General features: G+C 72.8%; 12 protein-coding genes. 9 read left to right on the top strand and 3 right to left on the bottom strand.

Annotated features, from left to right (window positions below; genetic code table 11):
• Positions 1–54: 54 nt before the first annotated feature.
• The 5 genes from fasR to fabF all read left to right on the top strand — a co-directional run bounded on the left by fasR (position 55) and on the right by fabF (position 4,991).
• The gene (fasR, locus tag ACIGAN_RS22945; RefSeq protein ID WP_365097604.1) at positions 55–1,260 is read left to right on the top strand and encodes a fatty acid biosynthesis transcriptional regulator FasR; all 1,206 of its coding nucleotides are present in this window, start codon (positions 55–57) and stop codon (positions 1,258–1,260) included.
• An 89-nt stretch (positions 1,261–1,349) separates the two neighbouring features.
• Positions 1,350–2,285, top strand: coding sequence for an ACP S-malonyltransferase (locus ACIGAN_RS22950; RefSeq protein ID WP_399860030.1), 936 nt, complete (start codon positions 1,350–1,352; stop codon positions 2,283–2,285).
• A 16-nt stretch (positions 2,286–2,301) separates the two neighbouring features.
• Complete coding sequence (locus ACIGAN_RS22955; protein WP_399860033.1) at positions 2,302–3,303, top strand: ketoacyl-ACP synthase III; 1,002 nt, start codon at positions 2,302–2,304, stop codon at positions 3,301–3,303.
• An 81-nt stretch (positions 3,304–3,384) separates the two neighbouring features.
• Positions 3,385–3,633, top strand: coding sequence for an acyl carrier protein (locus ACIGAN_RS22960; RefSeq protein ID WP_003989952.1), 249 nt, complete (start codon positions 3,385–3,387; stop codon positions 3,631–3,633).
• Between the two features lie 86 nt (positions 3,634–3,719).
• Positions 3,720–4,991 carry a beta-ketoacyl-ACP synthase II gene (gene fabF / locus ACIGAN_RS22965; protein WP_365736601.1) on the top strand — a complete coding sequence of 424 codons (1,272 nt, stop codon included), beginning with the start codon at positions 3,720–3,722 and terminating at the stop codon, positions 4,989–4,991.
• Positions 4,992–5,070: 79 nt separating this feature from the next.
• Here the strand turns inward: fabF and ACIGAN_RS22970 are convergent, their stop codons facing one another.
• Positions 5,071–5,565 carry a DUF3145 domain-containing protein gene (locus ACIGAN_RS22970; protein WP_365097594.1) on the bottom strand — a complete coding sequence of 165 codons (495 nt, stop codon included), beginning with the start codon at positions 5,563–5,565 and terminating at the stop codon, positions 5,071–5,073.
• Between the two features lie 258 nt (positions 5,566–5,823).
• Here ACIGAN_RS22970 and ACIGAN_RS22975 point away from each other — a divergent pair, with 258 nt between their 5' ends.
• Both ACIGAN_RS22975 and ACIGAN_RS22980 read left to right on the top strand, forming a co-directional pair.
• The gene (locus tag ACIGAN_RS22975; protein ID WP_399860037.1) at positions 5,824–6,717 is read left to right on the top strand and encodes an SGNH/GDSL hydrolase family protein; all 894 of its coding nucleotides are present in this window, start codon (positions 5,824–5,826) and stop codon (positions 6,715–6,717) included.
• 10 nt (positions 6,718–6,727) lie between these two features.
• Positions 6,728–7,699, top strand: a complete 972-nt coding sequence (locus ACIGAN_RS22980) for an aldose epimerase family protein (protein WP_365097588.1) — start codon at positions 6,728–6,730, stop codon at positions 7,697–7,699.
• Between the two features lie 94 nt (positions 7,700–7,793).
• Here ACIGAN_RS22980 and ACIGAN_RS22985 read toward each other — a convergent pair whose 3' ends face one another.
• On the bottom strand, positions 7,794–10,271 hold the full coding sequence (locus tag ACIGAN_RS22985; RefSeq protein WP_399860039.1) for a glycoside hydrolase family 3 protein: 2,478 nt from the start codon (positions 10,269–10,271) through the stop codon (positions 7,794–7,796).
• 64 nt (positions 10,272–10,335) lie between these two features.
• Between ACIGAN_RS22985 and ACIGAN_RS22990 the strand changes: the two genes are divergently transcribed.
• Positions 10,336–10,917, top strand: a complete 582-nt coding sequence (locus tag ACIGAN_RS22990) for a TetR/AcrR family transcriptional regulator (RefSeq protein ID WP_365736608.1) — start codon at positions 10,336–10,338, stop codon at positions 10,915–10,917.
• A gap of 2 nt (positions 10,918–10,919) precedes the next feature.
• On the opposite strand, the gene ACIGAN_RS22995 is transcribed toward ACIGAN_RS22990, so the two are convergent.
• Positions 10,920–11,306 (bottom strand): RidA family protein, encoded by a 387-nt coding sequence (locus tag ACIGAN_RS22995; RefSeq protein ID WP_399860041.1) that lies wholly within the window; start codon positions 11,304–11,306, stop codon positions 10,920–10,922.
• 50 nt (positions 11,307–11,356) lie between these two features.
• On the opposite strand from ACIGAN_RS22995, the gene ACIGAN_RS23000 reads away from it, so the two are divergent.
• Entirely contained in the window at positions 11,357–12,295 is a 939-nt protein-coding gene (locus tag ACIGAN_RS23000) for a LysR family transcriptional regulator (protein ID WP_399860044.1), read from the top strand.
• Positions 12,296–12,377: the final 82 nt, after the last annotated feature.

The raw sequence follows: 12,377 nt of genomic DNA on the forward strand, positions 1-12,377 counted from the left end.
TCCACCGTAGACCCGGCGGCGCACCCTCCCGTCCGGATAAGGCAGTCTTGTCCCGTGCCCGAACCCGAAACCAGCAAGAACGCAGCCGCAGCCCGTGACCTCCACGCACATGCCGCGACCCTGAAGCGGCTGGAGAAGTCCTCCGGATCACTCGCCGCGCAGGCCATCGCGCGGATGGACGAGACGCTGCCCTGGTACCGGGCCATGCCCCCGGAGAACCGTTCCTGGATCGGTCTGGTCGCACAGGCGGGCATCGCCGCGTTCACCGAGTGGTTCCGGCACCCGGACGCCCCGCAGGCCATCTCCACCGACGTGTTCGGCACCGCCCCGCGCGAGCTGACCCGGGCGATCACACTGCGCCAGACCGTGGAGATGGTGCGCACCACCATCGAGGTCATGGAGTCCGCGATCGACGAGGTCGCGGCCCCCGGCGACGAGCGCGTCCTGCGCGAGGCGCTGCTCGTCTACGCCCGCGAGATCGCCTTCGCCACCGCCCAGGTGTACGCCCAGGCCGCCGAGGCACGCGGTGCCTGGGACGCCCGGCTGGAGTCCCTGGTGGTGAACGCCGTGCTGAGCGGCGAGGCCGACGAGGGGGCCGTGTCGCGGGCCGCCGCCCTGGGCTGGAACTCGCCCGAGCACGTCTGCGTGGTGCTCGGCACGGCCCCCGACGGGGACAGCGAGCTGACCGTCGAGGCGATACGGCGGGCGGCCCGGCACGCCAAGCTCCAGGTGCTGACCGGGGTGCTCGGGGACCGGCTGGTCGTCATCGCGGGCGGCAGCGACAACCCGCTGGCCGTGGCCAAGTCGCTCATCGGCCCGTTCGCGGCCGGGCCGGTGGTGGCCGGGCCGGTGGTGCCCGACCTGCAGGCCGCGACCCGGTCCGCGCAGGCCGCCGCCGCCGGCCTGAAGGCGTGTTCCGCCTGGCAGGACGCCCCGCGCCCGGTCCTCGCCGACGACCTGCTCCCGGAGCGGGCGATCGCCGGTGACCCCTCGGCCCGGGAGCAACTGGTGGAGGAGATCTACAGACCGCTGGAGGAGGCCGGGGCGGCTCTCCTGGAAACACTCAGTGTCTATCTCGAACAGGCGAGCAGTCTGGAAGGCGCGGCCCGGATGCTGTTCGTGCATCCCAACACCGTCCGCTACCGGCTTCGACGTGTGACTGACGTCACCGGCTGGTCACCCTCCGATGTACGCTCTGCGTTCACGCTGCGGATCGCGCTGATCCTGGGGCGTCTGGTCGATGGAGATCTCCAGCCCTAAGGTTTTGTCGGAGCTCGACAAAACCCCCTCGTGTTCTTCGTCCCTGTCCCCACGGGCGGCCGTGCCCGTCCCCAAGAGAGAGTGTGAGAGTGCTCGTACTCGTCGCTCCCGGCCAGGGCGCCCAGGCGCCCGGCTTCCTGACTGAATGGCTCGACCTCCCCGGTGTCCGCGGTGCCCTGGAGGCATGGTCCGACGCCGCGGGGATCGACCTGATCCGTTACGGCACCGAGGCAGGCGCGGACGAGATCCGCGACACCGCGGTGGCGCAGCCGCTGCTGGTCGCGGCCGGACTGGCGTCCGCGTCCCTGCTGTTCGAGGACCCGGCCGACCTCCCCCGCACGGTCGGCGCCCTCGCCGGTCACAGTGTCGGCGAGTTCACGGCCGCCTCGCTCGCCGGGGTGCTCCCGCACGAGGAGGCGCTGCGCCTGGTCCGAGCCCGCGGTCTCGCCATGGCCGAGGCCGCCGCCGTCACCGAGACGGGCATGGCCGCGCTGCTGGGCGGCGACCCCGCCGTGACGGTTCCGCACCTGGAGAAGCTGGGGCTGACCCCGGCGAACATCAACGGCGCGGGCCAGATCGTCGCGGCCGGCACGAAGGAGCAGCTCGCCGCGCTGGAGACGGACAAGCCCGAGGGCGTGCGCAAGGTCGTCGCGCTGAAGGTCGCCGGCGCGTTCCACACGCACCACATGGCCCCCGCGGTCGAGACGCTGGCGAAGGCCGCCGCCGACGCCCGGGGCACCGGCGACCCGAAGGCCCCGTACGTCTCCAACAAGGACGGGCAGGCCGTCGCCGCCGGCAGCGAGGTGCTGGAGCGGCTGGTCGGCCAGGTCGCCAACCCGGTCCGCTGGGACCTGTGCATGGAGACCTTCAAGGAGCTCGGGGTCACGGCCCTGATCGAGGTCTGCCCGGGCGGCACCCTCACCGGCCTCGCCAAGCGCGCCCTGCCGGGCGTGAAGACGCTGGCCCTGAAGTCCCCCGCCGACCTCGACGCCGCTCGCGAGCTCATCGCCGAGCACAGTGCCTGACAAGGAGCCCGAGAGCATGGCGAAGATCAAGCCCAGCAAGGGCGCCCCGTACGCACGGATCCTGGGCGTCGGCGGCTACCGCCCGACCCGGGTCGTGCCGAACGAGGTGATCCTGGAGACGATCGAGTCGTCCGACGAGTGGATCCGCTCGCGCTCCGGCATCGAGACGCGGCACTGGGCCTCCGACGAGGAGACCGTCGCGCAGATGTCGATCGAGGCGTCCGGCAAGGCCATCGCGGACGCCGGCATCTCCGCCGAGCAGATCGGCGGTGTGATCGTCTCGACGGTCTCGCACTTCAAGCAGACCCCGGCCGTCGCCACCGAGATCGCCGACAAGCTGGGCACGGACCGGGCCGCCGCCTTCGACATCTCCGCGGGCTGCGCGGGCTTCGGCTACGGCCTGACCCTCGCCAAGGGCATGATCGTCGAGGGCTCGGCGCAGTACGTCCTGGTGATCGGCGTGGAGCGGCTGAGCGACCTGACCGACCTGGAGGACCGGGCGACGGCCTTCCTGTTCGGCGACGGCGCCGGCGCGGTCGTGGTCGGTCCCTCCCAGGAGCCCGCGATCGGCCCGACCGTGTGGGGCTCCGAGGGCGACAAGTCCGACACCATCAAGCAGACCGTGCCGTGGACGGACTACCGCGACGGGACGGTCGAGAAGTTCCCCGCGATCACCCAGGAAGGCCAGGCGGTGTTCCGCTGGGCCGTGTTCGAGATGGCGAAGGTCGCCCAGCAGGCGCTGGACGCGGCCGGGATCACCGTGGACGACCTGGACGTCTTCATCCCGCACCAGGCCAACGTGCGGATCATCGACTCGATGGTGAAGACCCTGAAACTGCCGGAGCACGTCACGGTCGCGCGTGACATCCGCACCACCGGCAACACCTCGGCCGCCTCGATCCCGCTCGCGATGGAGCGGCTCCTGGCGACCGGCGAGGCGAAGAGCGGCGACACCGCGCTCGTCATCGGCTTCGGGGCGGGTCTCGTCTACGCCGCGACTGTCGTTACCCTCCCCTAGGCACTCCGTGCCGGATCATGCGGTCCGGGACGGGAAGAACCACCTGCCACACCCTCTGGATATCTACGAAGGAGCGCCAACATGGCCGCCACTCAGGAAGAGATCGTCGCCGGTCTCGCCGAGATCGTGAACGAGATCGCCGGCATCCCGGTTGAGGACGTCCAGCTGGACAAGTCCTTCACCGACGACCTGGACGTCGACTCGCTGTCCATGGTCGAGGTCGTCGTCGCCGCCGAAGAGCGCTTCGACGTCAAGATCCCCGACGAGGACGTCAAGAACCTCAAGACCGTCGGCGACGCGACCGACTACATCCTCAAGCACCAGGGCTGATCGACCGATCACGCCGCTGGGCTGACTGCCCCGCCACCCGGCGGTGGCGCCGCTTAATCCTCGGATCCGTTGGAGAAAGAATTCCCGTGAGCTCGACCAATCGCACCGTGGTCGTCACCGGTATCGGCGCAACCACACCGCTGGGTGGCGACGCAGCCTCTACCTGGGAGGGCCTGGTCGCCGGACGTTCCGGCGTCAAGCCCCTGGAGCAGGACTGGGCGGCCGACCAGGCCGTCAGGATCGCGGCGCCCGTCGCCGTGGAACCGACCGAGGTCATCCCCCGGCCGCAGGCCCGTCGACTGGACCGCTCGGCCCAGTTCGCGCTGGTCGCCGCCAAGGAGGCCTGGGCGGACGCCGGTTTCGAGGCGAAGGCCGGCGAGGACCCGAACGTCGACCCCGACCGGCTCGGCGCGGTCATCGCCTCCGGCATCGGCGGCGTGACGACGCTGCTCGACCAGTACGACGTGCTGAAGGAGAAGGGCGTCCGCCGCGTCTCCCCGCACACCGTTCCCATGCTGATGCCCAACAGCCCGTCGGCCAACGTGGGTCTGGCCGTGGGCGCCCGGGCGGGCGTGCACACGCCGGTGTCCGCCTGCGCCTCGGGCGCCGAGGCCATCGGCTACGCCATCGAGATGATCCGCACCGGCCGCGCCGACGTCGTCGTCGCGGGGGGCACCGAGGCGGCGATCCACCCGCTGCCCATCGCCGCGTTCGGCAACATGATGGCGATGTCCAAGAACAACGACGACCCGCAGGGCGCCTCGCGGCCCTACGACGTCGCCCGTGACGGTTTCGTCCTCGGTGAGGGCGCCGGCGTCATCGTCCTGGAGTCCGCCGAGCACGCCGCCAAGCGCGGGGCGCGGGTGTACGCCGAGGCGGTCGGCCAGGGCATCTCCGCCGACGCGCACGACATCGTGCAGCCGGAGCCGGAGGGGCGGGGCATCTCGCACGCCCTGCAGAACCTGCTGGAGCGCACCGACCTGGACCCGGCGGAGATCGTGCACGTCAACGCGCACGCGACGTCGACGCCGGCCGGTGACATCGCCGAGCTGAAGGCGCTGCGGAAGGTGTTCGGTGACGACACCGACCACATCGCGGTGTCGGCGACGAAGTCGATGACCGGGCATCTGCTCGGTGGCGCGGGTGGTGTCGAGACGGTGGCGACGGTGCTCGCGCTGTACCACCGGGTGGCGCCGCCGACGATCAACGTGGAGAACCTCGACCCCGAGGCCGAGGCGAACGCGGATGTCGTGCGGGGTGAGGCCCGGAAGCTGCCGGTCGACGGGCGGATCGCCGCGCTGAACGACTCGTTCGGGTTCGGTGGGCACAACGTGGTGCTGGCGTTCCGGACCGTCTGAGAAGCCCGGCCTCCCACTCGTTCCACGTGAAGGGCCCCCACCTGCGGGTGGGGGCCCTTCGCGTACGTGCGAGCGGGGATCAGACCACCTGGTGGAGCCAGCGCACCGGGGCGCCTTCGCCCGCGTAGCGGAAGGGCTCCAGCTCGTCGTCCCAGGGCTTGCCGAGCAGCTTGTTCAGCTCGGCCTCCAGGTCGGTCTCCCCCTGCCGGCTGCGCTGGAGGGCCGCTCTGAGCCGGTCCTCGGGGATCAGGATGTCGCCGTGCATGCCGGTGACGGCGTGGAAGATGCCCAGGTCGGGGGTGCAGCTGTAGCGCTCGCCCTCGGCGGTGGGGCAGGGTTCCGCGGTGACCTCGAAGCGCAGCAGGTGCCAGCCGCGCAGCGCGGAGGCCAGTTTGGACGCCGTGCCCACCTGGCCCTGCCAGGAGAACTCCGAGCGCCAGGTGCCGGGCGAGGCGGGCTGCCGGATCCAGTCCAGGCTGACGCGTGTGCCGAGCACCCCGGCGACGGCCCACTCGACGTGCGGGCACAGCGCGCGCGGCGCGGAGTGCACGTACAGAACTCCACGTGTCGTCACCGGAACCTCCGGGCAGAGCGGACCATCTTGGAACAGGCGGAACGGCGGTGACCGGGCGGGTCACGTTGATGGCGAGGCTACCGTGCGGGGGCGCGAGGAGTGTGACGTACGGTCGGTCCGGGTGCCGGGAAACTCCCGCCATTCACCCAGGGGGACGCTTGTACGGGTGTGAGCCGTTGCACCTGATCGGCCGGGAACCCTCGGGCGTCGTCATGGGTTGGGCAGACAGGGACCGGACGGCGAGGGGACGGATCAGACATGCGGACGCGGAGCCATCGCGCACGGGGTGTGCTCGCCGTGGTCGCCGCGGCCGTGCTGGGCGTGGCCGGGTGTGACGCCGTGGGCGGCGACTCGGCGGCCCCGTCCGAGCGGCCGGTACCGTCTGCGAAGCCCACGCCCCGGTGGGACCGCAGTCCGAGTTCCGTCGCCGCCGTCGGTGACTCCATCACGCGCGCCTTCGACGCCTGTGACGTGCTGTCGGACTGTCCGGAGGCGTCCTGGGCGACCGGCACCAGCCCCGAGGTGGACTCGCTGGCGGTGCGGCTGCTGGGCAGGAGCGGGGCCGCCCGGCGGAGCTGGAACCACGCCGTGACGGGCGCGCGGATGGCCGACCTGCCCGGGCAGCTGGCCCGGGCGGTGCGGCACGAACCGCAGCTGGTGACGGTGCTGATCGGGGCGAACGACGCCTGCCGGGCCACGCCCTCGGCGATGACCCCGGTCTCCGCCTTCCGTGCCGACTTCGAGGACGCGCTGCGTTCCCTGCGCAAGGCGCTGCCGAGGACCCAGGTGTTCGTGGCGAGCGTGCCCGATCTGAAGCGGCTGTGGTCCGCGGGCCGTTCGAGTGCGATGGCCAGGCAGGTCTGGCAGCTGGGCGTCTGCCCGTCGATGCTGGGCGATGCGCAGGCCCTGGACGCGTCGGCCACCCAGCGGCGCGACAGGGTGCAGCAGCGCGTGGAGGACTACAACAAGGTCCTGGAGGAGGTCTGCGCCCGGGACGAGCGGTGCCGCTTCGACGGCGGGGCGGTGTACGACTACCGTTTCGGCACGGCCCAGTTGAGCCGCTGGGACTACTTCCACCCGAGCGTGAACGGGCAGGCCCGGCTGGCGGAGATCGCGTACCGCACCGTCACTGCGGACAAGCCCCTGACTTAGAGTTCGGCGCATGAGCGAACTCTTCGGCACACTTCCCGACGGGACCCCGGTGCACCGCTGGACCCTTCAGCGGGCGGGTGTACGGGTGCGGGTGCTGTCGTACGGCGGGATCGTGCAGTCGGTCGAAGTGCCGGACCGGGCCGGGCGGGTCGCCGGTGTGGTGCTGGGGTTCCCCGATCTCGACGGGTACCTCGCCCGTCCGGAGCCGTATCTCGGTGCCCTCGTCGGGCGGTACGCCAACCGGATCGCCGGCGGCCGCTTCCCGCTGGACGGGCGGACGTACGCGCTGGAGGCGAACAACGGGCCGAACTCGCTGCACGGCGGGGTGCGGGGCTTCGACAAGCGGGTGTGGGACGTGAGCCCGGTCGAGCACGGTGTGCGCCTGTCCCGGGTCAGTCCGCACGGCGAGGAGGGCTTCCCCGGGCGGCTGGCGGTGTCGGCGACGTACGCGCTGCTGGAGAGCGGGGCGCTGCGGATCGCGTACGAGGCGGTGACGGACGCGCCGACCGTGGTGAACCTGACGAACCACAGCTACTTCAATCTGGCCGGTTCCGGTGACGCGGCCGGTCATGAACTGCGGCTGGCGGCTTCCCGGTACACGCCGGTCGACGCGGACCTGATCCCGGCCGGCGGCCCGCGGGAGGTGTCCGGCACGCGGTTCGACTTCCGTGCGGCCCGCAAGGTGACCAGCGGCTACGACCACAACTTCGTGCTGGACAAGGGCGTGACGGACACTCCGGTGGAGGTCGCCGAGCTGCACGACCCGGCGTCGGGGCGGGTGCTGACGGTGGCCACCACCGAACCCGGGCTGCAGCTGTACACCGGCGACCACCTGGGCGAGCCGTTCGCGCCCGGCGACGGTGTCGCGCTGGAGACCCAGCACTTCCCCGACTCGCCGAACCGGCCGGAGTTCCCGACGACCGTGCTGCGGCCGGGCGAGGTGTTCCGCTCGGAGACGGTGTACGCCTTCGGCACCCGCTGAGCGGTCCGGCAGACGGGGCCGGTGAGCGGCTCTGAGCCCCGGTCCGGAGGTCAGGTCCCGGACCGGGGCTGCCGAGTGGGGAACGTGTCCCGGATCAGACGTTAATCGTCGCGGTGATCCTGCGGTCGGTGATCGAGCGTCCGACCTGGATCTCGTACGAACCCTTCACACACGACCACGAACCGGTCGCTTCGTCCCAGATCTCGAAGGCGCGGCGGGGCAGTTCGACCCGCGCCTCGACCGTCTCGCCGGGGGCGGCCTCGACGCCCGCGAAGCCGGCCAGCCAGCGCGCCGGGCGGCCGGGGCCGGGCTCGCGGGGGGCGAGGTAGAGCTGGACGACCTCGCGGCCGGGGCGGTCGCCGGTGTTGCGGAGGCGGACCTTCGCGGTGGTTGCCTCCGGTGCCTCGGCGACCTCGACGGACTCGTAGGTCCAGTCGGTGTAGCCGAGGCCGTGGCCGAAGGGGTAGGAGGGGGTGCGGCCGTGCTTCTCCCAGGCGCGGTAGCCGATGAAGACGCCCTCCTCGTAGGGGAGTTCGCCGTTCTCGGGGACGACCCGGGTGACCGGGGCGTCGGCCAGGGAGCCCCAGGTGGTGGGCAGGCGTCCGCCGGGCTCGTGGACGCCGGTGAGGACGTCCGCGAGGGCCGCGCCGCCCTCCTGGCCGGGGAACCAGGACAGCAGCACGGCTGCGACGTCGTCGCGCCAGGGCAGCTCGACCGGGGAGCCGGAGTTGACGACCACGACGGTGTTCGGGTTGGCGGCGGCGACGGCGCGTACGAGGTCGTCCTGGCGGCCGGGCAGGCGCAGGTCGGTGCGGTCGAAGCCCTCGGACTCGACGCGTTCGGTGGTGGCGACCACGACGACGGCCGTGTCGGCGGCCCGGGCGGCCTCGGCGGCTTCGGCGATCAGGTCGTCGGGGTCGCGCTGCGGGTCCTGGTGGGCGAGGGTGAAGCCGATGACCCGCATGGACCCGCCGTCCGGCGGCGGAACCGTGTGGGTGAGGGAGACCTCGACGGGTTCCCCGGCGGTGAGGCCGACCCGGGCGTGCGGCACGGGCGGGCCGAAGAAGGTGAGGAACGGGTCGTCGCCGTCCGGGCGCTGGACGTCGTCGTAGTACGTGGTGCCCGCGACGGTGAGCCGGAAGGGGCCGAGGCCCTTGATGCCGAAGGTGTGCGTGCCGGTCTCGCGCGGGGTGAAGGTGCCGGTCAGTTCGACGCTGTGCAGGGTGTCGTGGGTGACGCCCTCGGGGAGGTCGGCGCCCATCCACTGGATGTGGCCGCTGGGGGCCGAGCGCGTGCCGAGGACCTCGCCGGCCGCGTCCCGGCAGACGGCGCGCAGCTCGAAGCCCTGGCCGGCGATGGGGAGTTCGGTGTTGGGGTCGGCGCCGAGCGTGTAGGTGAGGGTGCCTTCGGGCAGGGCGGCGGTGAGGCCGTCGAGCGGGGAGACGGTCCGGGCCGGGAAGACGGTGGCGGAGCCGCCGCCGAGGACGCGGGCGTCGCGTGCGGCGGCGCCGATCAGCGCGACCCGGCCGGGCTTCAGCGGCAGGGCGCCGCCTTCGTTGCGGACGAGGACGAAGGAGCGGCGGGCGATCTCGCGGGCGAGGGCCGCGCCGTCGGTGTCCGGGGGCGGTGTGGTGACGACGGGTTCGGCGCCCTCGAGGAGGCCGACCCGGGCGGCGAGGCGCAGCACGCGGCGGACGGCCTCGTCGACCAGCGTCTCGTCGGCCTCGCCGGCCCGCACGGCCCGGGCGAGGTTCTCCCCGTAGACGGTGCCGGGGCCGGGCATGGCGATGTCGAGGCCGCCGGTGAGGGCGCCGGTGGTGGAGCGGGCGGCGGTCCAGTCGGAGACGTTGACGCCGTCGAAGCCCCACTCCCCGCGCAGGACGTCCTCGACCAGGTGGCGGTGCTCGGTCATGGTCGGGCCGTTGACCGAGTTGTAGGCGGTCATGATGCCCCAGGGGCGGGCGTGCGCCACGATCGCCTCGAAGGGGGCCAGGTACAGCTCGCGCAGGGCGCGTTCGCTCACGAGGTTGTTCACGGTGAGGCGGTCGGTCTCGGCGTCGTTGGCGACGAAGTGCTTGACGGTGGTGCCGACGCCGCCGGACTGGACGCCCCGGACGTACGCGGCGCCGATCCGGCCGGTGAGGAACGGGTCCTCGCTGTAGGCCTCGAAGTGGCGGCCGCCGAGCGGGGAGCGGTGCAGGTTGACGGTGGGGGCGAGCAGGAGGTGGACGCCCTTGCGGCGGGCCTCCTGGGCGAGCAGGACGCCGGCGCGGTGGGCGAGGTCCGGGTCCCAGGTGGCGGCGAGGGCGGTCGGGGAGGGCAGGGCGACGGAGGGGTCGTCGGCGCTCCAGTGCACCCCGCGGACGCCGATCGGGCCGTCGGACATGACCAGCGAGGCGAGGCCGGCCTGCGGCAGCGCGGGCAGGCTCCACATGTCCTGGCCCGCCAGGAGCCGCGCCTTGGCGTCCAGGTCGAGCTTGCCGAGGGCCGCCTCGACGGCCGCCTCGCGCCGTTCCTCCGCTGCCTGCGTCACGTCGGCACCTCCACGTCGAAAGCCGCTGGATGTCACCATCGTGCACCCGGAACCTGTGACGCGGTAGGTTTCGTTACATGGCCGTGATGTTCAGGTGTTCGGGGTGTCGTACGGTGACGCCATGACGGCCAGGACGAGGAGCGAGGAGCGGCGCGCGGAGATCGTGCGGGCCGCTCTGGAGGTGATCGCCGAGCGCGGCTACCGGGGAGCGAGCCTGGCGGCGGTCGCCGAGCGGGTCGGGCTCACCCAGCAGGGCCTGCTGCACCACTTCCCGACCAAGGAGGCGCTGCTCGTCGCGGTCCTGCAGGAGCGGGACCGCTGGGACGCGCTGCCCGCCGGCCGGCTGCGCCTGGACCTGCTGGCCTCGCTGGTCGAGTACAACGCGATGCGCCCCGCCATCGTCCAGACCTTCTCGGCGCTGCTCGGCGAGAGTGTCACCGAGGGGCATCCGGCCCGCGGCTACTTCACCGAGCGCTACGTCGGGGTCCGCGCCGGCATGGCCGAGGTGCTGCGCGCCGAGTACGGCGACCGCCTGCCGGGCGGCCTCACCCCCGAGCGGGCCGCCCCGCTGCTGGTGGCGATCCTGGACGGGCTGCAGTACCAGTGGCTGCTGGACCCGGAGTCGGTGGACATGGCGTCGGCGTTCCGGGACTTCGTGACGCTGCTGGGCGAGAGCGGCGACTGACCCTACCGGGCGGGCACGGCCGCCACGGCCTCCACCTCCACCTGCGCCTCCGGGCGGAAGAGCCGCGCGGCCTCGAAGGTCATGCTGGTCGGCGGCGTGCCGGTGAGGAACTCGCGCCGTACGGCGCCGTACTCCTCCAGCCGGGAGATGTCGGTCAGATACGTGCGGATGCCGACGATGTCGGCCAGGGTGGCGCCGTGGGCCCGCAGCAGCGCGGTGAGCGTCTCGAAGACGCCGCGAGTCTGCTCCGCGAGCGTGGCGCCCTCGGCGATCTGTCCGGAGACGAACAACAGGGCGCTGCCGTCGGCGTGTTCGAGGCGTGCCACCTGGGAGTAGTACGGGCTCAGGGGCTGGGGCGCCGAGGCGGGGTTGTCGAGGGTGATCTGCATGCGGGCGACGCTAGGCGGACCGTCATCGATGCGACAAGCGAATGTCTAGCATGGCCGCCATGCCCGTTACGCATGACTCGACGCCGGAGCTGTCCACGGTGTGGCTGGGCGTCTTCCTGGAGGTCGCCCGGCACGGCTCGTTCACCGTGGCCGCCCGGGCGCTGGGCTGGACGCAGTCCGCGGTGTCCCGGCAGATCGCCTCCCTGGAGGCCGGGCTGGGCGGTGAGCCGCTGTTCGACCGGCTGCCGCGCGGGGTCCGGCTGACGGAGGCCGGACGGTCGCTGGTGCCGCACGCGGAGACGGTCGTGGCCACGCTGCACCAGGCCCGGCGGGAGCTGGGCGCCCTGCGGGAGGCGGCGGCCGGCCGGCTCCGGTTCGGCGCCTTCGCCACCGCGGACGCGGCCCTGGTGCCGCATGCCCTGGCTCTCTTCCGCACCCGGCGCCCCGGAGTTCACGTCTCCCGCGAGGAGGGCTTCACCCCGGCCCTGCTGGACCGGCTCACGGCCGGTCACCTGGACCTCGCGGTGGTGTCGACGACCGGCCGCGCCCCGCTGGAGTCGTACGAACTCCACCACCTGCTCGACGAGCCGCTGTACGTCGCGGTGGCGGCGGATCACCCGCTCGCCGGGCGGCGGGGCCCGGTGCCGCTCGGCCGTTTCGCGGACGCCGACTGGATCTCCGGCAGCGCCCGCCCCGAGGGCACCCTGCTGGAGGCGGCCCTGCGCCAGGGGTTCCGGCCGCGGGTGACCCACGTCGTCGGCGAGTGGACCGCCAAGCAGGGCTATGTCGCCGCCGGGCTCGGGGTGGCGCTGGTGCCGGCTCTCGCCGCCGCGTCCGTCCGGCCGGACGTCAGGCTGCTGCGGGTGACCGACGAGGGCGCACCGGCCCGGGCGGTGTACGCGGCGACCGTGCGGGGACGGCCCCCCGCGCCGGCCGTCGCGGCCTTCCTGGGCGCGCTGCGGGAGGCGACCCGGCGGATCCCCGGCTGAGCCCCATGGCGTGGACCGCTCCCGTCACGCGATACTTCCGCCGTCCGGCACCACGCCACCCCCACCGTGACGGAAGGGCTCA

It is taken from the genome of Streptomyces sp. NPDC085931 (assembly GCF_044540565.1).
GTDB lineage: Bacteria > Actinomycetota > Actinomycetes > Streptomycetales > Streptomycetaceae > Streptomyces.

Excerpts from the sequence above, each read along its gene's own strand:
- ACIGAN_RS22960 (WP_003989952.1), top strand. The coding sequence starts at position 3,385 with ATGGCCGCCACTCAGGAAGAGATCGTCGCCGGTCTCGCCGAGATCGTG.
- ACIGAN_RS23000 (WP_399860044.1), top strand. The coding sequence starts at position 11,357 with ATGGCCGCCATGCCCGTTACGCATGACTCGACGCCGGAGCTGTCCACG.
- ACIGAN_RS22980 (WP_365097588.1), top strand. The coding sequence starts at position 6,728 with ATGAGCGAACTCTTCGGCACACTTCCCGACGGGACCCCGGTGCACCGC.
- ACIGAN_RS22975 (WP_399860037.1), top strand. The coding sequence starts at position 5,824 with ATGCGGACGCGGAGCCATCGCGCACGGGGTGTGCTCGCCGTGGTCGCC.
- ACIGAN_RS22985 (WP_399860039.1), bottom strand. The coding sequence starts at position 10,271 with ATGGTGACATCCAGCGGCTTTCGACGTGGAGGTGCCGACGTGACGCAG.
- ACIGAN_RS22955 (WP_399860033.1), top strand. The coding sequence starts at position 2,302 with ATGGCGAAGATCAAGCCCAGCAAGGGCGCCCCGTACGCACGGATCCTG.
- ACIGAN_RS22995 (WP_399860041.1), bottom strand. The coding sequence starts at position 11,306 with ATGCAGATCACCCTCGACAACCCCGCCTCGGCGCCCCAGCCCCTGAGC.